This window comes from Pseudoalteromonas sp. 20-MNA-CIBAN-0454 (genome assembly GCF_040308685.1).
GTDB lineage: Bacteria > Pseudomonadota > Gammaproteobacteria > Enterobacterales > Alteromonadaceae > Pseudoalteromonas > Pseudoalteromonas nigrifaciens.
This window is the reverse complement of the sequence record NZ_JBEOOB010000005.1, coordinates 82,528-104,028: the sequence shown is the minus strand read 5'-3', so window position 1 is coordinate 104,028 and position 21,501 is coordinate 82,528. Positions and strand designations below refer to the sequence as shown.

Below are 21,501 nucleotides of genomic sequence, written 5' to 3'. Positions count from 1 at the left end.
AATCGCGCGCCCAATGCCTGGGAGCGCGAATTCCCGCAGTCTAAGAGTGAACTATGCTTAAATTTATCGTCAAACTACATCCTGAAATTGCCATCAAAAGCCGCTCGGTTCGTAAACGCTTTACCAAAGTGTTAGAAAATAACATTAAGATTGTACTGCGCCGTATTGACGAAAAAGTACAAGTTAGAAACAACTGGGACAATATCTCAGTAGTTACCCTACTTGAAGGTGAGCAAACACGTGCCACTTTTATTGATAGCCTAGCGCGAATTCCGGGTATTGTGCAGTTTATAGAAGTAACCGAAACGAGCTTTGAAACGCTTGACGATATTTATAAAAAAACCATTGAATTAGTTGGTCACACCATTGAAGGTAAAACGTTTTGTGTACGCGCTAAACGTATTGGTAAGCATGACTTTACTTCAACGGAGTTAGAGCGTTATGTGGGCGGTGGACTAAATCAGCATGTTGCCGGTGCAAGCGTAAAGCTAAGCCACCCAGAAGTAACGATACGCCTTGAAATAAAAGACGAGAAAGCTTACATAGTATCGCATACTCACCTTGGCATGGCAGGCTTCCCGCTGCCAACACAAGAAGATGTACTATCGCTTATGTCTGGCGGTTTTGATTCGGGTGTAGCCAGTTATCAAATGATCCGCAAAGGCGCTCGTACGCACTTTTTGTTTTTCAATTTAGGCGGTGCGGCGCACGAAATTGGTGTTAAACAAGCGAGCTACTACTTATGGAATAAATACAGCTCAACTCATAAAGTTAAATTTATTACCGTTGATTTTGAACCAGTAGTAGCAGAAATATTAGAGAATATTGAAAACAGCCAAATGGGTGTGGTGCTTAAACGCATGATGATGCGCGCAGGCAGTAAAGTGGCCGAAAAATTAAATATTCAAGCTTTGGTAACCGGTGAAAGTATTGGTCAGGTTTCTAGCCAAACATTAGCAAATTTAAGTGTCATTGACCGCGTAACCGAAACCCTTATTTTACGCCCGTTAATTCAACACGATAAACAAGAAATTATTAATATTGCACGTCAAATTGGTACGGCCGAAATGGCCGAAACGATGCCGGAATACTGTGGTGTTATTTCTAAAAAGCCAACTGTTAAAGCTAAAATAGAAGTAATAAAAGCAGAAGAAGAGAAGTTCGACTTTGATATTCTTAATACCGTAATAGAAAACGCACGAGTAATGGATGTGCGCGATATTGATGTAGAAGCTAAGCAGGAACTAAAAGAAGCTGAGTCGGTTGCCGATTTACCAGCTGGTGCAGTGGTAATTGATATTCGCTCTCCAGAGGAAGAAGAAGCAGCACCACTGGAAATTGATTCTATAGAAGTGGTGCATTTGCCGTTTTTTCGCTTAGCAACTAAGTTTGGTGATTTACCAAAAGATCAAGACTATTACTTGTATTGCGATAGAGGTGTAATGAGCCAGTTACAAGCGCTTATTCTACACGAACAAGGCTTTACTACGGTAAAGGTATATCGCCCGTAGAAGTTAACTATTTAAAAAGCGTGGTTTATACCGCGCTTTTTTTTGCTGCAATTTTAGCTAAAAGTTCATCGTTAAAAGGGGTTTTTATATTATAAAGCTTGCCTTGCTCGCTAATGTACCCACAAATTGCCATTATTTCAGTTGCTCTATTGTGAGCAACATCTTGTTGCATAGATGAGAAGTTCTCTGCGGTACGTGCCATCACATCATACGCACTGCTCAGTGCATTGATTAACGTTACATCAAGGTTTTTTGCCTTAGCAATATTACATGCTTCGGTTAGCAGGTTAATTATAATTGAGCAATATTGAGGCTCGCGCAACTGACCATTTTTAATGTTATGTAGCGCACTTAGCGGATTTATTGCTATGTTAACTAATAACTTATTAAAACGTAGCTGCTCAATATTCATAGACGCATTTAAAAGGGGGATCGCGGTTAATTGATCCGCCATAATTTTGCTATTTTTAACACCTAAGTTGTTACATCCGCCAATTATACTTTGCCCATTACCAGTGTGCTGTACTATATATTGGTTTGATTTAAACCCAGCCATACTCGTTGTTAAAAAATAAAGCGCTTGGTGTTCATTGAGCTCACATTTTAACTGCTCTACATTACCCATACCGTTATGCGAAAGCACAACAGAGCAATGTTGAGGCAAAAACTGTTTTATTTGTGCAAATGCGCTTTGCACTTGAAAGGCTTTTACCGTAAATAAAAACACATCAAATTTAGGTAAACTATTAAGCTCATTTAATGAAATAAAAGAGGCATTTATTTTTTGTGAAGCACTGTTGTCACTACTGTAAAAGCGAGTGTTACTCGTACTTTTTCGGGTTAACACGCTTACACTATGCTGCGCACTTAAAAAGTGGGCTAATAATAAGCCTATTGCGCCGTCGCCAATAATAAGAATTTTAGCCATGAGAGTTCTTTTTACGTGGGGTTAAAATTGCTTTGATTATAAAGTAGCTTGCTGCGCCGGCAAAATCTGCAATAAAATCTGCGATTGATGCTTGCCTATATGGAAGTGCGTCTTGCATTATTTCTATTGCAGCACCGTAACCGGCTAATAAAAGTATTTGTGCGTATAAAGGGAGTTTAAACGCTTTATCCATTATTATGGCAAGGATGAAAAATATCCCAAAGTGGGCTACTTTATCAACATGAGGAAACAGGTTGCCAACCCCTTTTATTTCTTTCGCAAATAAAAAGGTAAACACCACAATACTAATTAAAAAAATTGCTTGATAAACACGCCTTGTCACAACAAATCCTAAAATCGCTTAAAAAAGAAACCGTAGTATATCAAACTAATTTAGTATCGCACCTGAACAAGATGCATAAAAGTGTAAAGATTTATAGTTTTAGCGTTATAATCGCTTTAATAAATTAAGTATAAAATTAAGATAAAATAGTTAGGAGAAATCAATGCCTTCATTTGATATTGTATCTGAAGTAGAAATGAACGAAGCTAAAAACGCAGTTGATAATGCAAACCGTGAACTAGAAACTCGCTTTGACTTTAGGGGAGTTGATGCATCGATTGAGCTAAATGATAAAGTAATTAAGCTTAAAGCCGAAGCTGACTCTCAGGTTATACAATTATTTGATATTTTAGCGAGTAAAATTTCTAAGCGTGGTATGGATGTATCAAGCCTTGAATTGCAAGATATTAGCCGAGCGGGTAAAAATGTTTTTCGTAACGTTGGTTTAAAGCAAGGTATTGAAAAAGAGATGGCTAAAAAAATAGTTAAAGCCATTAAAGATTCAAAAGTTAAAGTACAAGCCGCCATTCAAGGTGAAGAAGTACGCGTAACAGGTAAAAAGCGAGATGATCTTCAAGAAGCTATGCAAGTAGTACGTAGCGCCGATTTAGGCCAGCCATTTCAGTTTAAAAACTTCCGCGATTAATAAAACAGATTACAGATATTATAGAGATTAGGAGACTAATTTTTAAAAAATTTGTGTTAAAAAAGCCAAGCTACAGCAATGAAGTTTGGCTTTTTTGCTATTAGTAGCTTGATATGTAATTTAACTCTTTTAAAGTGATTGTTGAGGGTTTATATCGTTAAAAATCAAACTTTGGCTATATAGACGTCTATTGACATTTGTAAACAAAATACTCACAATAGCGACCTATTTTCAAGGTGCTTGCTTAATACCTTTGTATACGTTTCAAAGTATTGAAATTAACAGCAAGATAATCGGGAAGTTGGTGCGTTTTCAAGACGATAACAACCCCAACACTGCCCCCGCAACGGTAAAGTATTAGCAGCTATTATAGTGTTGACTGAGTCCGGAGACCGGCCTTGAAGTAATCTTACTTATTAACATCTTTGCGGTGGGCAAAGGTAGGGGACATCATGTTAAATAAATCAGCACTTGGCGTTGCAATTTCTGCCGCGCTTTCATTTTCTGTGTCTGGCGCAGAGCAATCAATTGAAAAAATAACCGTTACAGCTAATAAATTTGAGCAATCAATCAATGACGTTTTAGCAAGTGTAAATGTTATCGAGCGTGCAGAAATAGAAGCAAGCAACGTACGCGATTTACCAACGCTATTAAGTAAACAAGTTGGTTTTCAGGTTAATCCAAACGGTGGTTTTGGTCAAAGTACAGGTGTGTCACTTCGTGGTACTGGCTCTGGCGATGCGTTGATTTTGATTGACGGTGTACGTACAGGGTCTGCAACACTTGGACAAAAAGCACTAAATAATGTCCCTTTAAATAGTATTGAACGCATTGAAATTATTAAAGGCTCTCGCGCGGCTATTTATGGCTCTGACGCACTCGCGGGCGTAATTAATATTATCACGCGTGAGTCAGATAACTTATCTGTGAGTGCTACGTTTGGTTCTGATTCTTATCAAGATTATCAGGTGGCTGGCTCTGTAAAATCAGGCGATGTTACTACTGCGTTTAACGCAGGTTTTGAAAAAACTGATGGTTTTGATGTACTCCAAGGTGTAGCACCAGATGAAGATGGCTATGAAAATAAGAATCTTGGTTTTAAAGTAAATTATACCGATGCACGCTACGGCAACTTTAAGTTATTAGGCCAATACAGTGAAGGCTATGTAGATTACGACAATCGTTTCAGCCCAGCCACAAGTACTGTAGAAACAGGTGATTTTAAAAACTATCAGCTTTCTGCAGGTTGGAATAAAAACTACACTAACCAATCGCACAGTATTGATATTGCTATTTCAACAGATGATTCACACGATACCTCAGCATTTGGTGTAAATGATTTTATAACGAAACGTGTGCAATTGGATTATAACGGTCAATATACATTATCTGAAGAGCTTAATATTAGCGGCGGCGTTAACTGGTACAACGATGATGTATCTCGTAGTACAACGCAGTATGGTGTACAAGAGCGTGATGTATTAGCTGTATTTGTTGGTGCTTATTATAATACAGAGAAAGTGTTAGCTAATTTAACTGTGCGTCAAGACGATGATGAACAGTTTGGTGACGAAACGACTTACACTGCAGCAGCTGGCTATCATTTATCTGAAGACGCAACCTTTAGAATAAGTCAAAGCACTGGTTTTAAAGCACCTACATTTAACGATTTATACTTTCCGGCTTTTCCTGGTTTTCCACCTTCATCTAATCCTGATTTAGAGCCTGAAAAATCATTAAACCGAGAGATTGGGTTAAATGTAGATTTTGATATAGCAAGTGTTGATGTTGCTATTTTTAGAAATGATATTGAAGATAAAATCTCTTTGGATTCTAACTTTTTTCCTATCAACTTAAATGAAGCACGCTACGAAGGGGTTGAGTTTAGCCTGTCACAACAAATTTTGGGTTTCGATAGTAATCTTAACTTTGCTTATTTAAGTGCAGAAGACGAAGAAACGGGCGCAGAGTTACGTAATGTTGCTAAACGTACATTTAATTGGGAACTTGCAAAACAGTTTGGTGCGTTTGATGCGAGCTTAGACATGCAATATCGTAGTGACCGACAAGGTGCTGTGACGCGTTTAGGCTCATACACGCTTTGGAACTTAGCGGGTAATTATCAAGTAAATGAACACATTGAGGTTTCGCTTCGTGTAGAAAACTTATTTGATAAAGAGTATAACGTGGTTGACTCAAGCACTGATTCTATAACGGGTGAAGTATATTACTACAACACACCAGAGCGTCGCTTTTTTGCGGGCGCAAGCTACCAGTTTTAGCCGTCTTTAATGCTTTTAATGCCTTTAATAGATAAAGATTATTAAATTAAGCTGAAAATACAAAAGCCCGATTTAAATCGGGCTTTCTACTGAGTAGTTAAACTTAGCTAGTCAGTTAAAAACTCTTTAAATACGGTTTCAAACTTATGTAATTTAGGTGCTATTAAAATACTACAGTAACCCTGCTGTGGGTTTTCGTTATAGTAATCTTGATGATAATGCTCTGCTGGATAATACGTAGTGGCAGGGCTGACTTCTGTCACAATTGGCTCACTCACATGGCTTTGCAGTTGAGCTATCATTTCATTGGTTTGCTTTAGTTGAGCCTCATCGTGATAGTAAACAACACTTCTATACTGTGTGCCTATATCGTTACCTTGGCGATTTAATTGTGTTGCATCATGCAAAGTGAAAAACATTGCTAGCAGTGTTTCAAAGCTAACTACAGTGGTGTCAAATTCAACTTTAACAACCTCAGCGTGCCCGGTTGTGCCAGAGCATACAGAATTATAGGTTGGGGTGTCGGTTTCGCCACCGGTATAGCCAGAACTTACATCTAATACGCCATTTACACGTCTAAATGCTGCATCTATACACCAAAAACAGCCGCCACCAAAGGTAGCGACTTGCGTTGTTGAACTCATAAATACTCCAAAATAGCTGTAAGTTTAGATTATGCAGAGCATAAGTCTAAAGCGTCGTAACAACAAGGTTACGACGCTATTAGGAGGTTAGATCTCTTCGAATGGCTTTTTAGCGGCTTGTTTATCAAGTTTTTGCTGCAAAAACTCAGGTGACTGTGTATTGCGCGCAAGTGCATAGTAAGCAGCAGGTACTACAAACAGAGTCAGTAGGGTTGATACAACAACACCGGTAAACACTACAACACCAATTACCATACGGCTTTCTGCACCCGGGCCCGAGGCTAAAACCAGAGGTACCGCACTCATTACAGTGGTTAATGAGGTCATAATAATAGGGCGTAGGCGCTGCGTAGCGGCTTGTAAAATAGCTTCGCTAAACTCTACGCCTTTGTCGCGTAGTTGGTTAGTAAACTCAACAATTAATATGCCGTTTTTAGCACTTAACCCTATGAGCATCACAATACCTATTTGGCTGTAAATATTGAGCGTAAGTCCTGTGGCCCACAAGCCAAACATAGCACCCATTAAGCCAAGGGGTACGGTAAGCATTATTACAAATGGGTGCATAAAGCTTTCAAACTGTGCCGCTAGTACTAAAAAGGTAACCGTAAGTGCTAAAATAAACACGTAGGTCATGGCCGAAGCACCTTCATAAAACAACTGCGATTCGCCTTTGTAGTCAATCGCGCCATCTATGTTGTTTTCTTCCATGGCCACTTTGTTTAAAAAGTTAAGTGCTTGCTCAAGTGTATAACCATCGGCTAAGTTGGCGCTTAAGGTAATTGCACGCATACGGTTGTAGCGGTTTAAGCGCGATGCGGTAGCTTCTTCTTTTAAGCTAATTAAACTATCAAGCGGGACTAGCTCGCCACTGCGTGATTTAAGATAAATGTTTGATATATCAGTAGGGTTGGCAAAGTCTTCTTTAGTGCCTTTTAAAATAACGTCGTACTCTTCGCCGCGATCTATAAAAGTAGTAACACGACGCTGACCTAGCATGGTTTCGAGTGTACGCCCTACATCAGATACAGAAATACCTAAATCGGCCGCTTTGTTTTTATCTATGCTGACTAAAAACTGTGGGAATGTTTCTTTGTAATCATGATCGATTCTAACCAGTCCTGGATTTTTCTCAGCGCGCTCTATAATACGGTCGCGCCAATCGGCTAGTTGTGCGTAATCGTTACCTTGTAGTACAAACTCGATTGGGCGTGATGAACCACCGCCGCCAATGCCTCGGCGCATAATAGCAAAGGCTCGCACGTCGGTAACTTCCTGCAGTTTAGTGCTTATTTCGTCCATTATTTCCCAGGTAGAACGTTGGCGTTTGTCCCAATCGGCCATACCTACAATTGCTACACCGCCACTGCCGCCCCAGCCTGGTACGCGCACGAGTACGCGGCTTAGCTCACCAGATTCAGAGTAAGGCATTAAGCGATCTTCAATTTTACTCATGTTAGCGGCATTGTTCTCATAACTGGCGCCTTCAGGGCCACTCATCATAACAAAAAAGGTACCACGGTCTTCTTTAGGTGTTAGCTCAGAGGGTATTTGAGTAAATAATGAATAACTTACAAAGCCAGCTAATAATAAGCTGATCATTAAGCCCCATTTACGGGTCATGTTAGAGGCAAGTGAGTTACGGTAACTAAGCTCTACCTTAGCAAAAAAGCGGTTCATCGACTGGCTAAATTTACTTTCTTTTTCAGAGGCTTTTAATACTTTAGAACATAACGCAGGTGAAAGAGTAAGTGCTGTAATACTTGAGAAAAATACTGCGGCACTTACCGCCATAGCAAATTCAGTAAATAAAGCACCAATACGGCCATCCATAAATACTAAGGGTACAAATACCGAAATAAGCACTAAAGTGGTAGCAATAATTGCAAAGCCCACTTCGCGCGCGCCTCTATAAGCGGCCAATAAAGGTGGCTCGCCAAGCTCTATGCGGCGATGAATGTTTTCTAACATAACAATGGCATCATCAACCACTAAGCCGATTGCTAGTACCAGTGCAAGTAAAGTAAGTAAGTTAATGGAATAACCCATAGCGAGTAAAAACATAAAACTACCCACTAACGCCACCGGCACAGTAACTGCAGGGATTAAGGTGGCACGAATATTACCTAAAAATATAAAAATAATTAATACAACTAAGCCCATAGAAATAGCAAGGGTGCTGTATACCTCATTAATCGATTCTTTTATAAAAATAGATGAGTCGTAACTATCCTCTATAGTGGTTCCTTCGGGTAGGTTACGTTTTATTTTTTCAAGTTCGGCGCGGGCGTTATCAACCACAGTTAAGGTGTTGGCTTTAGCTTGCTTTACAATGCCTAAACCAATCATATTGCGGCCATTACCCCGAAATAAACTCTCGTCATCGGCGGCTTCGAGTTGTACATCAGCCACTTCACTTAAGCGTACTAGGTAACCATCATCACCGCGTTTTATTACTAGGTTTTGAAAGTCGCGCTGATCTTTATAACTGCGGGCAGTACGTACAGTAAAGTCACGGTCAACCGATTCAATTTCGCCAGCGGGTAACTCTACGTTTTCGGTGCGTAGTGTTTGTTCTATATCGCTCGCAGTAATACCGCGAGCAGCCATTGCTTGGCGGTTTAGCCAAATTTTCATGGCGTATTTTCGCTCACCACCAATGCGTACGTTAGACACACCATCAACTACGGCTAGGCGATCAACAATAAAACGCTGTGCGTAATCAGATAATTGCATTGAGTTCATGGTTTCGCTGTTTAGCACAAACCATACAATAGGGCTTTCATCGCTGTTAGACTTAGACACCTCAGGCGGGCGAACTTGTTCAGGTAGGCTATCTGCGGCGCGGGCAACACGTTCACGCACATCGTTAGATGCAGCATCTATATCGCGCTTAATATCAAACTCAATCGTAATATTTGAGCGGCCATTACGGCTCGATGAGTTAATACTTTTAATGCCTTCAATACCCGATATACGATTTTCGATGACTTGGGTTATTTTGGTTTCTATAATCTCTGCAGAAGCACCAGTATATTCGGTACTAATATTAACAATAGGTGTTTCAATATCAGGGTACTCACGCAGTGGCAGCATGCTAAAAGCAACGAGCCCAAAGGTGAGTAAAAGTAGATTTATTACAATCGCAAAAACAGGGCGTTTAACGCTAATATCGGTAATTTTCACGGGTTATCCCTTCACGCTAACTTTACTGCCAGAGCGAATTTTTATTAGCCCCTCAGTTATAATTTGCTCACCATCGGTTAAGCCTTCATCAACAGCAACCCAGCCGTTATTTCTGCCCGCAATATGCACTTCAACACGATTAGCAACACCGTCCAAAATTTGAAATACGTAATGTTTGTCTTGTAGCGGAATAATTGCTTTTTCTGGAACCATTAATGCTTGGTTACTACTTAGCTCTAACGCTGTTTTAAGTAGCATACCAGGGCGAAGCAAACCTGAATTATTTGCAAAGCTGGCGGTTACTTCTACGCTACGCGTTACCGAGTCAATACGCGAACTAATATGCGTTACTTTACCGATAAAGGTTTGATCTGGATAAGCATCATTTTGAGTGAGCACTTTCATGCCGGTAGCTAATTGCGCTAAATATTTTTCAGGTACTTTAAAGTCTACTTTAATGATACTTATGTCATCGAGGGTGGTAATAATTGAACTGTTATTTACATAGGCACCAATCGATATCTCACGCTTTCCCAACATGCCAGAAAATGGCGCGGTAATGGTCATTTCAGCTAGCTTGGTTTTAGCACTTTCTAATTGTGCTTGGGTGGCATCAACTCGTGATAATTGCTCTTCGAGTAACGATTTTGCTGTTGACTGAGAACGTGAAAGTTCGGTAAGTCTATCGAGTTGGCGTTTTTCTTCGCGTAAATTAATATTGAGCTCTTTTACAGCAATTTGTTCTTGTTGGCTTTGCAGTTGTACTAGCTTTTGGCCTTTGCTAACTAGGTCGCCATCTTCAAAGAAAATATTAGTCACGTAATCACTTTGTGCGCTGGTAATATATACAGCTTGGTTAGCGCGAGCGCTACCAATAGCTTCAATCATTACTGCATTTTCTTGCGAGGTAACAGTGTGAGCAGACACTTGCGTGGCCATTTGTGAAAAATCTGCTTGTTCACCTTGGCTAGCGGGTAAATATAAATAAACGCTAAATATTACGAGTAGCGTAATAATAAATGGAAAAAGAGCTCTACCTGATTGTCTTGAGTACATTGCTTTAATACCAAAAAATAAATTATAACTATTGTACGAAATAACACCGAGAAAAGGCGGTATTATGTCCCATTAATTTGTGAATTAAGCGTAAAAGTTATAATAATTAATTAAATAAACTCATGCTTGAGCTTTAAAAGGTATTTTATGAAGTTAAATACGCCGTGCAAAAAATGTTTAATGCTCAGAAAAATAGCATTGTGGGGCATTATTATGTTCATTTTTTACAGTGTTTATTATCAATATGGATGAGTTTAACGCTATGCAAATTAAGTATCGTGCGCAGGGAGCTAAGCATGGCATAGAAGTATTAATTGTTGGTGCGATTGGTTTGTTATTTATTATGCTGTTTAATTTATTACGCCCTGGTGAAATTAGCATTCTAGAAATTTTTTTAGTTAGTTTGTGTATTGCAGCAATAACAATTGGTTTTTTTAAAACCCAAGAGCCATTTTATAGCTTAGTGTTAACCACTGAGCAGTTAACTTATCAGCACAAATATGGTGTTTGGCATTTAGCTCATAGTAATTTTAAATCAAGCGGAATACCCAAAATAGCAGTAGGGCTTGAGCACTTAGAGCTTAACGTGGTAGGAATTAAGGTAAACGATATGGATGAGTTTTTAACGGGTTTAGCCCCAAGAATCGCAGGGAAATTATTGATAGAGCAGCGTCATTTATTTATGCAACTAATTCAAAAGAATTGCAAAAATGGCGATTGCCCATCAGAATGGCTGGTAGAGGATACACAATATAGATCTAAAAATGGAATTAGCTATAATGGGTTAATAGCAATGTTTGGCAACAGGGCTAAGCATTTGCAGTTACTAACAGGCTATGAGCTATTATTACCAGCGAGTGTATTAGATAGAAATATTTGGGAATTTAGTGCTAACTTAAATGCATGGCAGCGCGACCCCCTTAAATTTATAGCGTCGCAAGTAAGTAATTAAAACGCGGCAGTAGGAATAATAATGAGCCAAGAAAGAGCTTTTTTAAAAAGTGGTCGTAATACCATAATACATAAAGACAAAAAACTTGATTTAGTCATTGTTAATTCTGAAATCCACCCTCGAATTAAAGTGACCCAAAATGGCTTAGAACCATTTAAAGAAGAGCTGCCAAAAAACCGCCGTGACGCAAAAGAGCGTTACTTAGAAGTTGTTTATGTTGGTAGCGCCGATGTGTTTGGCGAAGAAAAACGATTGTTATTTATTCAAGCCCTTGATGGGCGGGAATACAAGGTTGATTACAGTAAAATAGGTACTAAGTTATTTGTACGTATTCATCAAGATAGTTATTTATAGTACTTAGTGGCACTTTTATTGCTTTAAATAATTATTAATTATTTTTTGATATAAAAAGGTGCTTAGTATGAGAGCAATTGCGTTAATCCCGTTATTGTCGTGTGGGCTATTGGTTGCATGCGGAGGTGGGGGGAGCTCTGATGATGGTGATAACACTCAAGCTTCAGTATTTGCAGGTAACGATTTGCAAATTATTGAAAAAACCGATTTTACTATTACTGCAAAAGGCTCACCTACCGAGGGTACGTTTACTTGGCAGCGCGTAAGCGGCCCCATTGTTGATGGATTTCCGCTCGATGGTGCAGTGCAAACTATTACCGCGCCAGATGTAAAGGCAGACAGTGAACTGGTGCTCAGAGTAAGCTATCAAACAACCGGTGGTGGTTTAGTACATGACGATATTAGTATTTTTATTACTTCAAACAATCAATTACCCCAAGCTGTAATTACTCAAACAGCACCGCAAGTATTGCCATCGGTTTATAACGATACCGTAACGCTAAGCGCAGCAGACTCAACAGATCCAGATACAAATGGTCAAATTAATAGCTACTTGTGGCAATTAATATCAGGACCAGCCCTCAATATTAATAGTTTTACTAATTCTACCTTAAGCTTTAGCCATCCACTGCTTGAAAACCATACAAATTTAAAGTGGTCATTAACGGTTACCGATGATGAAGGGGGAGAGTCAACCTCTGAATATGACATGACTTTAAATAAAACAGCGCAAGTTGTTATTGCCAATGCCGGGGCTGATCAGCAAGTTAACGAGTTTGATAAAGTAACCTTAGATGCAAGTAACAGCGCTGCCGCAACCAGTACTTATAAATGTGACTGGCAACAACTAACCGGCAAAGCGGAAACATTAGCTAATAGTAATCAATGTATTACTACTTTTTATGCCTCAGACATAGACACTAACGCCACTTTAAGCTTTGAAGTAATGGTTACTGATTCAAAAGGGCGCACCGCAAACGATAGTGTATTTGTAGATGTTGCACCTAAAGCGCTTGGGTTAATAAACGATACAGGTGTAGGGGAGTGTTACAACAATACTCAACGTATAAACTGTGTTAGTAAAGATTTTCCAAATCAAGATGCTGAACTTGGTCGAGACAGCTTTGCGAATCGTTTAGCCAAAGTAGGGCAAGGTAATTTAGCGTTTGATTACACCAAACTAAATGAGTTTGCCGATGAAGTGGCTGATGACGCACAAAATTTTAGTTGTATTCGCGACAACGTAACCGGTTTAGTGTGGGAGGTTAAAAGCCCTGTGTCAGGTGTGGTACCTAACACTACATTACGCGATGGGCAAAATCATTACACATGGTACCTTACTGAATCTGCTATTCCTCAGGTAGGCGGAGCAAGAGGCGCAGCCAACTCTAGTTGCCCAAGTAATACCGATTGCGGATTGCAAAGCTATATACAAGAAGTAAATGCGTTAGATTTTTGTGGTGGCACAAATTGGCGAGTACCTACTTACACCGAGTTACTAAGCTTAGTAGATTACGGCAAGCAAGGGCAAAATGTATTAATAGATGAGAGTATTTTCCCTAATATGCCAGCGGTTAGTTTACTGGGTCACTTGCGTTATTGGACCTCTCAAACAGCGGTTGATGGTACCAGTTTATCGCAAGCTTATATTATAGATATGAGCGATGGTAATGACCTTGCTTATCCAAAAAGTAAGACTGCTTATGTTCGTTTAGTTAGAAGCCGTTAGGGGAAGTATATGAAATTTAAATTAATAACTACATTTGCGGCAATGAGTTTAAGCTTTAACGTAATAGCTGGGGTTTGTTATGACTCTGTTACGCAAACAACACCAACAGAGCGATTTACAATAAATCCCGATGGCACAGTGTCAGATAGCAAAACAGGTTTAATGTGGCAGCGTTGTAGTTACGGACAAGTGTATAACAATGCTACAGCAACATGCGAAGGCTCTACACCATCATTAACCTGGCAAACTGCATTGCGAGGCGCAGTTAACGATACAACGGCAAGTTATAATGACTGGCAAGTACCAAATATTAAAGAGTTAGCAAGTATTATTGAACACAGATGTACAGAGCCAAGTATTAACGAATCGGTGTTTTTGGGCACAAAGCTACAAAACTATTGGACCAATACCTCAGGTGTAAACACGATTAACTCTGCTTGGGTATATCAGTTTGACAGTGGATTAAATAGTTTGCACGCTAAAACCAGTAGTGTTTATTTGCGCTTAATGCGTTACGAAAAATAATCCAATATAAGTAAATGCACAGCTAAGTTTAAAGCAGTGCTTTTTACATTAATTTACGTTATTTCAATAATAAAAGAGCCTGAGTGTTGTCACTAAGGCTCTTTTTTTGCCATTATGGAGGGGATTTATTTACCAAGGAATACTCAGGTGTATTTAAGCTATTTTGGTTTGCATGAAAAACCCTTTTCAATCTCGCCTAATCCCCATTATTTGTTTTTAAGTGAGCGACATAAAGAAGCGTTAGCGCACCTTACCTATGGACTAGGTGAAGACGGCGGCTTTGTATTATTAACCGGCGAAGTGGGTACCGGTAAAACAACCATTACTCGCAGTATGCTAGAAAAACTGCCAGAGAATACTCAAGTTGCGATGATCCATAATCCGGCATTATCAGAGCTTGAGCTCTTGGCGAGTATTTGTGATGAGCTTAAAATTAATTATGATGCACAAAATGCGAGTTTAAAAAGCCTTACCGATGTTATAAAAAAGCACTTAGAAGCAAATAATAAAGCGGGTGGGCATACCATACTTATTATTGACGAAGCGCAGTTACTTGCTCCCGATGTACTAGAACAACTGCGCCTACTAACCAACATAGAAACCGATCATAAAAAGCTATTACAAATAGTGCTGGTGGGGCAACCTGAGCTGCAAGTATTATTAAAACGAAATGAGTTAAGGCAGCTTGCACAGCGTATAACAGCTCGCTATCACTTACTGCCTTTAACACAAGGACAAACGGTGGCATACATTAAGCATCGTTTACATATTGCAGGCTGTGATAAAGGTATTTTTTCGTTGGAAGCAATGCAAAGCGTTCATCAACTTACCGGTGGCGTGCCACGATTAATGAACTTAGTGTGTGAGCGGGCGTTAGTAGGGGCATTTGCAAAACAGCAATTAACAATAGATAGCGAGATTATAAAAAAATCTGCTCAGGAATCATTACCACCCGATTTTATTGCGGCTAATAATACGCCACCTAAAACCGTGCCATATTGGCTATATTGCTCTGCTTTTGTTGCTTTATTTGCAGCAGGCTTAGGGCTTTCATTTATTTTATAGTTAGGTGATTAATGTCTTATTTATTAGATGCGTTAAAGCAATCGCAACAAGCCGATATAAGCGCCGAGCAGTATGACTTACAGGCACAGCAGGCTAAACAACAACAGTCTCTAGTGCGATACCGCCGCTTGGCGTTTGTGATTGGTGGCAGCTTAGCGGTTAGCTTTAGTGTTGCTGGTGGTTTTGTTAGTGGAAAATGGCTACAAAACAGCTCATTTAATAGTAATAATGAGCAAGTTAGCACTACAGCAATATTAAAAAATACTAATGCCGATAAAGAACCAACAATAACAACCAAATCGGATATAGATAATACAGCAAAATTACAAAGTGCAGAGCAAAACATAGCTGTATTAGCGGCGCAACCATCAGCGCCAAAAACGGCCCCGCCAGACGCAGTAAATACAGCAACTTCCATTCAAGGGCAGTTAGTATATGTACAAACCCCAAGTGGTATTGTACAAATGTTACTTACGCCGCAAGGGCAATATATTCCAATAATGGAAAATCAAGCCACACTCCAGCAAAACCTAAATCCGCAAAATAGTTTTGCTCAGGGTACGTATGCGCAAGGCGCAATTAATCAGCAGGGATATTCACAACCACATTATAATCAACCTAGCTTCAATCAAACGAATAACCAGGCAACACAAGCAGCTGGGCAGCAACCTCAAACAAATATGCCTTCATCGGCATCGCTTGATTTAAGTAAGTATAAAGTGCTTGGTAAACCGCTCGATTCGCAAGGCTCTACAGCACAACAAACTAAAAGACCTGCGCTTGGAAAGAGCCCAACATTACTAGAAACAGCTTTTGATCAAGCTATTCAAGATACAGAAAAAACACAAAACTACGAAGTAACGCAAGCAACGCGCAGCTCATCACGCGTGCAACCAATAGAGCTGTTGCCAGATGGATTACAAGCCATGTTACCGCCACTTAAATATCAGGCGCATATATATTCGTCTGCACTCGATAAGCGTTGGATCAAGCTCAATGGTCGCGAGCTTTTTGAGGGCGATAGTATAGGTGCATTAACAGTGCGAGAAATAACACCAGAGCAAAGCGTACTTGATTTTGACGGCTACGAATTTAGCTTAAAGGCGCTACAAGATTGGCCGCAATAGCGGCTAATTAGGGTAAAATTGAATTTTTATAAAAGCGTTGTAAGTCAATATTGTATTCGTTAGTTTTAACTGCCGACTCAAGCGTATCTTGGCTTTTTTTATGTGCTAAATCTATGTCTTGCACTTGGGTGTAGCGCCCATGCTTTGCACTATAGAAAGTTTTAACAACGGGCTTTAGTGGGCTGGCAGGGTTGCTCTGTGTCACCAGTCCCACTTTTTGACTCGAGAGCTTAACCAGTGTGCCTACCGGGTGAATACCGATACACTGAATAAATTTAGTTAATAACTCACTATCAAAACTATCAGGGCAACCTTCTTTTAATATTTTAAAGGCTTTTATCGGCTCCATGCCCGCTTTATAAACGCGCTCAGCAGTGAGTGCATCATACACGTCAACAATTGACGCCATACGCACATACTGGCTTATTTCATCGCCTTTTTTACCAAACGGATAGCCTTTACCATCTAAGCGTTCATGGTGCATACCGGCAATATCAACAGCTATACCTTTGAGCCCTGCAGCTTGTAAAATTTCTTTACTAAAGCGCGCATGATTTTTCATTATTGTAAATTCTTCATCAGTAAAACGTCCTGGCTTATTGAGTACTGCATCGGGAATTTTTATTTTGCCAATATCATGCAGTAGCGCGCCAGTAGTTAGCTGTTCAATTATATTTTTATCTATATTTAAATGCTTGGCAAAAATACTAATTAAAATAGAAACATTAATAGAGTGCTCTAACAGGTAGGCATCTTTTTGGCGCATTTGAGTAAGACATGCAAGTGCATCTTGATTTCTAAATACCGAATCCATAAAACCACTAGCAAGCTCTCTAAAAGGCGCTATGTCTATATTTTTACCTGCTTTTATATCTTTAAATGCTTTAATTTGTAGTGATTTAGCTTCATCGTAAAGCTTTTTAGCTTTGCCCATTTCTTGCTCGGCACTGTGCGTTTTTTGCCAAGGATCGCGCTTTGCTATAGGGGAAGGTGTCTTAGCTGGATCTTTTTCAGGCACTGATTCGATGAGGGTTTTATCTGGATCTATTTCAACTTCTAAAATACCGACATTTTTTAATTTATCGATACCGGCTTGAGTTTTAACCCAGCCTTGGCTTTTTATTTTTATACGTCCGGTTTGCTTTGTTACGCTTTGTACAAACATGCCAGGTAATAACTGCGAAATTGGAATGACTTTCAATTTAATTCACTTCATATAAGTATTCTACTGGTTAAAGTAACAAAAATATTACAATTAACATAGTAAAAAAGGCACCCTAAGGTGCCTTTTCATACGAATAAGTAATTAGTGCTAAACTAGTTACTCATCATCTTCAACAAGCGTCATCAGCGATGTATTACCACCCGATGCCGTTGTATCTATACTGATGGTTTTTTCAGTTACTAAACGTTTAATAAGCGTATCGTAATATTCAGAGCTGATCACTGGCAAAATAGCACCTTTACGCTGCGCTAGCTGCTGGCTGAAATAACCAAAGCGAGAAGAGCGCGCTGCAACAACAGCGCCGGCTAAGTGCGGATGTGCCAATATAGCTTGTAACTGATTTGGTTTAGCTACTTGGAACACGCCTTCGGCAACACCGGTGGCAATAAATTTATCTCTAAAGGCAACCGCTTCTTCATAAAATATTTCAGAGGCCACGGTAATTACCGTATTACCCGCAGCAATTGCAGTAATGATCGATAATGCCCAAAAGTTAAACGATGTGCTCTTATCGGCGTAACATACAACACAACCACGTGCTTCAAGATGCAATGTATTAGACTCACCCGTTGGCCCTGGTAATGTAGTAAATTTACGCATGTGCTTTTCTAAGCGATTAAGTTGTGCACGTGCATCGGCAAGTGTTAGTGCTAAATCGTCTGCTAAGTCGTCAATAATTTCAACTGTGGCTATTTTAGCAAGCAATTGACGCACCGCAGAGACACGGTCGTTTAGTGGTGTTGAGCGCCAAATTTTTTCATCGCGCATAGAGTTAATCATTAGCTTTTCTACTTGCTCGTTTGCACCGCTGTAGTGGTGTAAATCCAGCTCGTCTGGCGTTAGATTGGTCATTTGCACGTTTTCTGGTGATGCTTTTTCTTTTACTAAACGTTGTAAGTAGTTAGGGCCACCGGCTTTAGGACCAGTACCAGATAAACCACGGCCACCAAATGGTTGCACACCAACAATAGCGCCAATCATATTACGGTTAACGTATACGTTACCTGCACGCGACATTTTAGCTAGGTATTCACAGCGCTCTTCAATGCGCGAATGCACGCCCATAGTTAAGCCGTAACCTGTGTTGTTTATTTGATCCATAACACTGTCTAGTTCGCTCGATTTAAAGCGTATAACATGTACACATGGGCCGAATACTTCGCGCTTAAGTACCGATAAGTCTTTTATTTCGTATAAACGAGGAGCAAAGAAGTACGCACCATTTACTGTGTTATCTGGAATTTTACACTCGTAATGTAATGTCGCATTACCTTTTAAGTACTCAACGTGATCATTTAAGCTTTTCAATGCTTTTTCATCAATTACCGGGCCTACGTCAGTAGATAGTAACGATGGGTCGCCTATATGTAACTCAGCCAGTGCACCTTTAAGCATTTCGATTATGCCATCGGCAACGTCTTCTTGAATAAACAATACACGTAACGCTGAACAGCGTTGCCCAGCACTTTGAAAACCAGAACTAATTACATCGTCAACCACTTGCTCAGGGAGTGCTGTTGAGTCAACGATCATACAGTTTTGGCCGCCTGTTTCAGCAATTAACGGTACTTGAATATCGCTACGCGCCGCGAGTGTTTGTGAAATAAGCGTGCCTGTTTCAGTCGAGCCAGTAAACATAATTGCTTGAACGCGTTCATCCGGAACAATTGTTTTACCTACGTCACTACCGCGGGCTATTACCGCTTGCACAACATGCTCTGGTAAACCTACCGACAGCATAAGTTCAATGGCACGCAGCGCAATTAGGCTGGTTTGCTCAGCTGGTTTTGCAATAACGGTATTACCAGTCACAATGGCAGCGGCTACTTGGCCTAAGAAAATAGCTAGCGGGAAGTTCCATGGGCTAATACATAAAATAACACCACGAGCTTCAAAGCGCTCATCTTGCGATAGCTCTTCAGCGCGGGCTGCGTAGTAACGACAAAAATCAACCGCTTCGCGTACTTCATCAATACCATCTTTAGCTATTTTACCGGCTTCTTTAATACAAATAGCCACTAGTTCGTCATGATGACGCTCTAAAATATCGGCAACACGGCGTAATAAATTAGCACGTTCTTTTACCGATGTTTGTGACCATGATTCAAAAGCGCTTTCTGCGTTGGCTAGCAAAATTTGCATTTCATCGCTAGATTGCAGTTTTATATGGCCAATTACTTCTTTGTGGTTTGCCGGGTTTTTAACTGCCACAGAGCCCTCAGGTACTTGGCTTGGCTCAATTAAGTGCTCGTTAAACCACAGATCAAGGTTTTCTTTAAACGGAGTGATCACGTTTATATCGGTTAAATCCATGCCTTTTGAATTGGCACGCTCGGCGCCATATAAGTCAATTGGCATTTTAATTTGCGTATTGTATTTATTACGTAAACCTTGCAGTGTTTCTACCGGGTCAGGTAATAGTGACTCAACTGGCTTAGTGGTATCTACAATGGCATTAACAAACGATGAGTTAGCACCATTTTCTAATAAACGGCGTACTAAGTAAGCCAGCAGGTCTTCGTGTTGGCCCACTGGTGCGTATACGCGGCACTGAATTTTTTCCTCGGTAACAATTTGGTCAAATAAAGATTCGCCCATACCGTGTAAACGTTGGAATTCAAAACCGGTGTTATCACCTTTAGCCACTTCTAATATAGTTGCTGCTGAGTAGGCATTATGGGTAGCAAACTGTGGGTAAAGTACATCACGTGCTTCGAGCATTTTCATGGCACACGCTTTATAAGACACGTCGGTGGTTGCTTTGCGAGTAAATACCGGAAAATGCTCTAAACCATCTTGTTGTGTGGTTTTTATTTCAGTGTCCCAATAAGCGCCTTTAACTAAACGCACCATCATTTTGCGACCCACACGGGTTGCAAGTTCAGTTAGCCATTCAATTACAAATATAGCGCGTTTTTGATACGCTTGAACCGCTAAACCAAAGCCGTTCCAACCTGCTAGGTCGTCATCACTAAATACCGCTTCAATTACATCTAAAGAAATATCTAGACGGTCTGCTTCCTCAGCGTCAACAGTAAAGCCAATATCATATTGTTTAGCTGCTAGCGCAAGCTCTTTAAGCTTAGGCACAATCTCGGCCATTACGCGTTCTTTATGCGTAAACTCATAACGAGGATGAATAGCAGAAAGCTTAACTGAAATGCCTGGGCTTTTTATTGGGCCACGGCCATTTGCCGCTTTACCAATAGCATGAATCGCGTTCATGTAACTGTCAAAGTAACGCTGCGCATCTTTCATGGTGCGCGCGCCTTCGCCTAGCATGTCGTATGAATATACATAGCCTTTTTGTTCTTTATCGGCAGCACGTACTATTGCTTCGTCAATGGTACGACCCATAACGAATTGCTTACCCATAATTTTCATCGCAAAGTTTACTGATTTACGAATAACAGGCTCGCCTAAACGACCTATGGTTTTTTTAAGCATACCAAATTGCTGTTCTTTGGTTTTATCTGTGTAGTTAACCATTTTACCGGTTACTAATAGACCCCAAGACGATGCGTTAACAAATAACGAATCGCTGCTGCCTAAATGAGAGCTCCAGTCGCCTTTTGCTAATTTGTCACGAATTAATGTGTCTTGAGTTGCTTTGTCTGGTACGCGAAGCAGGGCTTCGGCTAAGCACATTAATACTACGCCTTCTTCACTAGAGAGTGAAAACTCATTTAATAGTGCATCAACACCGCTTTGACCATCTTGGTCTTTACGAATATTTAAAACAATTTGGCGAGCTCTTTCCCAGGCACGACTTCGTGCTTTAACACCTACTTCAGCAAGTGGTAAAATATGATCGATAACCGCATTTTCGTCGATGCGGTAGAAGTCACGGATTTTTTGTCGAATTGGACAAGTCGTTGTCAAATCGCTATTGAATAACATAAGCAACCCTCAGGAGTGTTAAAACTTA

The 21,501-nt window shown here is 40.1% G+C and carries 16 protein-coding genes and 1 riboswitch; of the genes, 9 read left to right on the top strand and 7 right to left on the bottom strand.

Annotated features, from left to right (window positions below; genetic code table 11):
- Nucleotides 1–53: 53 nt before the first annotated feature.
- Nucleotides 54–1,511, top strand: a complete 1,458-nt coding sequence (gene thiI / locus AAEZ22_RS03905; RefSeq protein ID WP_011328937.1) for a tRNA uracil 4-sulfurtransferase ThiI — start codon at nt 54–56, stop codon at nt 1,509–1,511.
- Nucleotides 1,512–1,536: 25 nt separating this feature from the next.
- Here thiI and AAEZ22_RS03900 read toward each other — a convergent pair whose 3' ends face one another.
- Together AAEZ22_RS03900 and AAEZ22_RS03895 are read right to left on the bottom strand one after the other, a co-directional pair.
- Nucleotides 1,537–2,439, bottom strand: a complete 903-nt coding sequence (locus tag AAEZ22_RS03900; RefSeq protein ID WP_193038614.1) for a ketopantoate reductase family protein — start codon at nt 2,437–2,439, stop codon at nt 1,537–1,539.
- Nucleotides 2,432–2,782, bottom strand: a complete 351-nt coding sequence (locus tag AAEZ22_RS03895) for a VanZ family protein (RefSeq protein ID WP_011328935.1) — start codon at nt 2,780–2,782, stop codon at nt 2,432–2,434. Before AAEZ22_RS03895 ends, AAEZ22_RS03900 begins: the two co-directional genes overlap by 8 nt.
- Nucleotides 2,783–2,945: 163 nt before the next feature.
- Here AAEZ22_RS03895 and AAEZ22_RS03890 point away from each other — a divergent pair, with 163 nt between their 5' ends.
- Both AAEZ22_RS03890 and AAEZ22_RS03885 read left to right on the top strand, forming a co-directional pair.
- Nucleotides 2,946–3,428: a YajQ family cyclic di-GMP-binding protein gene (locus AAEZ22_RS03890; RefSeq protein ID WP_011328934.1), complete on the top strand. Its 483-nt coding sequence runs from the start codon at nt 2,946–2,948 to the stop codon at nt 3,426–3,428.
- A 250-nt stretch (nt 3,429–3,678) separates the two neighbouring features.
- Nucleotides 3,679–3,843, top strand: a riboswitch (cobalamin riboswitch).
- 37 nt (nt 3,844–3,880) lie between these two features.
- A complete protein-coding gene (locus AAEZ22_RS03885) occupies nt 3,881–5,710 on the top strand; it encodes a TonB-dependent receptor domain-containing protein (RefSeq protein ID WP_350549733.1) in 1,830 nt (609 codons plus the stop codon).
- Nucleotides 5,711–5,817: 107 nt separating this feature from the next.
- Here AAEZ22_RS03885 and msrA read toward each other — a convergent pair whose 3' ends face one another.
- The 3 genes from msrA to AAEZ22_RS03870 all read right to left on the bottom strand — a co-directional run bounded on the left by msrA (nt 5,818) and on the right by AAEZ22_RS03870 (nt 10,596).
- Nucleotides 5,818–6,354, bottom strand: a complete 537-nt coding sequence (gene msrA / locus AAEZ22_RS03880) for a peptide-methionine (S)-S-oxide reductase MsrA (protein ID WP_309216398.1) — start codon at nt 6,352–6,354, stop codon at nt 5,818–5,820.
- Between the two features lie 87 nt (nt 6,355–6,441).
- A complete protein-coding gene (locus AAEZ22_RS03875) occupies nt 6,442–9,540 on the bottom strand; it encodes an efflux RND transporter permease subunit (RefSeq protein WP_352296223.1) in 3,099 nt (1,032 codons plus the stop codon).
- Between the two features lie 3 nt (nt 9,541–9,543).
- A complete protein-coding gene (locus AAEZ22_RS03870) occupies nt 9,544–10,596 on the bottom strand; it encodes an efflux RND transporter periplasmic adaptor subunit (protein ID WP_089368651.1) in 1,053 nt (350 codons plus the stop codon).
- A 244-nt stretch (nt 10,597–10,840) separates the two neighbouring features.
- Here AAEZ22_RS03870 and AAEZ22_RS03865 point away from each other — a divergent pair, with 244 nt between their 5' ends.
- The 6 genes from AAEZ22_RS03865 to AAEZ22_RS03840 all read left to right on the top strand — a co-directional run bounded on the left by AAEZ22_RS03865 (nt 10,841) and on the right by AAEZ22_RS03840 (nt 16,348).
- Entirely contained in the window at nt 10,841–11,548 is a 708-nt protein-coding gene (locus AAEZ22_RS03865; RefSeq protein WP_182677837.1) for a DUF2982 domain-containing protein, read from the top strand.
- Nucleotides 11,549–11,569: 21 nt separating this feature from the next.
- The gene (locus AAEZ22_RS03860) at nt 11,570–11,902 is read left to right on the top strand and encodes a hypothetical protein (RefSeq protein WP_011328927.1); all 333 of its coding nucleotides are present in this window, start codon (nt 11,570–11,572) and stop codon (nt 11,900–11,902) included.
- A 67-nt stretch (nt 11,903–11,969) separates the two neighbouring features.
- On the top strand, nt 11,970–13,631 hold the full coding sequence (locus tag AAEZ22_RS03855; protein ID WP_182677835.1) for an Lcl C-terminal domain-containing protein: 1,662 nt from the start codon (nt 11,970–11,972) through the stop codon (nt 13,629–13,631).
- 9 nt (nt 13,632–13,640) lie between these two features.
- Complete coding sequence (locus AAEZ22_RS03850; RefSeq protein ID WP_089368648.1) at nt 13,641–14,156, top strand: Lcl C-terminal domain-containing protein; 516 nt, start codon at nt 13,641–13,643, stop codon at nt 14,154–14,156.
- A 147-nt stretch (nt 14,157–14,303) separates the two neighbouring features.
- Complete coding sequence (locus AAEZ22_RS03845) at nt 14,304–15,221, top strand: ExeA family protein (RefSeq protein ID WP_089368647.1); 918 nt, start codon at nt 14,304–14,306, stop codon at nt 15,219–15,221.
- Nucleotides 15,222–15,232: 11 nt separating this feature from the next.
- Nucleotides 15,233–16,348 (top strand): general secretion pathway protein GspB, encoded by a 1,116-nt coding sequence (locus tag AAEZ22_RS03840; RefSeq protein ID WP_182677833.1) that lies wholly within the window; start codon nt 15,233–15,235, stop codon nt 16,346–16,348.
- 7 nt (nt 16,349–16,355) lie between these two features.
- Here the strand turns inward: AAEZ22_RS03840 and AAEZ22_RS03835 are convergent, their stop codons facing one another.
- On the bottom strand, nt 16,356–17,549 hold the full coding sequence (locus AAEZ22_RS03835; RefSeq protein ID WP_182677831.1) for a cyclic di-GMP phosphodiesterase: 1,194 nt from the start codon (nt 17,547–17,549) through the stop codon (nt 16,356–16,358).
- 120 nt (nt 17,550–17,669) lie between these two features.
- Entirely contained in the window at nt 17,670–21,473 is a 3,804-nt protein-coding gene (putA, locus tag AAEZ22_RS03830; RefSeq protein WP_179808038.1) for a bifunctional proline dehydrogenase/L-glutamate gamma-semialdehyde dehydrogenase PutA, read from the bottom strand.
- Nucleotides 21,474–21,501 lie beyond the last annotated feature (28 nt).

Bases quoted from the DNA above. Each gene is read 5' to 3' on its own strand.
- thiI (WP_011328937.1), top strand. From the start codon at position 54: ATGCTTAAATTTATCGTCAAACTACATCCTGAAATTGCCATCAAAAGC.
- AAEZ22_RS03900 (WP_193038614.1), bottom strand. From the start codon at position 2,439: ATGGCTAAAATTCTTATTATTGGCGACGGCGCAATAGGCTTATTATTA.
- AAEZ22_RS03890 (WP_011328934.1), top strand. From the start codon at position 2,946: ATGCCTTCATTTGATATTGTATCTGAAGTAGAAATGAACGAAGCTAAA.
- AAEZ22_RS03885 (WP_350549733.1), top strand. From the start codon at position 3,881: ATGTTAAATAAATCAGCACTTGGCGTTGCAATTTCTGCCGCGCTTTCA.
- msrA (WP_309216398.1), bottom strand. From the start codon at position 6,354: ATGAGTTCAACAACGCAAGTCGCTACCTTTGGTGGCGGCTGTTTTTGG.
- AAEZ22_RS03870 (WP_089368651.1), bottom strand. From the start codon at position 10,596: ATGTACTCAAGACAATCAGGTAGAGCTCTTTTTCCATTTATTATTACG.
- AAEZ22_RS03865 (WP_182677837.1), top strand. From the start codon at position 10,841: ATGGATGAGTTTAACGCTATGCAAATTAAGTATCGTGCGCAGGGAGCT.
- AAEZ22_RS03860 (WP_011328927.1), top strand. From the start codon at position 11,570: ATGAGCCAAGAAAGAGCTTTTTTAAAAAGTGGTCGTAATACCATAATA.
- AAEZ22_RS03855 (WP_182677835.1), top strand. From the start codon at position 11,970: ATGAGAGCAATTGCGTTAATCCCGTTATTGTCGTGTGGGCTATTGGTT.
- AAEZ22_RS03850 (WP_089368648.1), top strand. From the start codon at position 13,641: ATGAAATTTAAATTAATAACTACATTTGCGGCAATGAGTTTAAGCTTT.
- AAEZ22_RS03840 (WP_182677833.1), top strand. From the start codon at position 15,233: ATGTCTTATTTATTAGATGCGTTAAAGCAATCGCAACAAGCCGATATA.
- putA (WP_179808038.1), bottom strand. From the start codon at position 21,473: ATGTTATTCAATAGCGATTTGACAACGACTTGTCCAATTCGACAAAAA.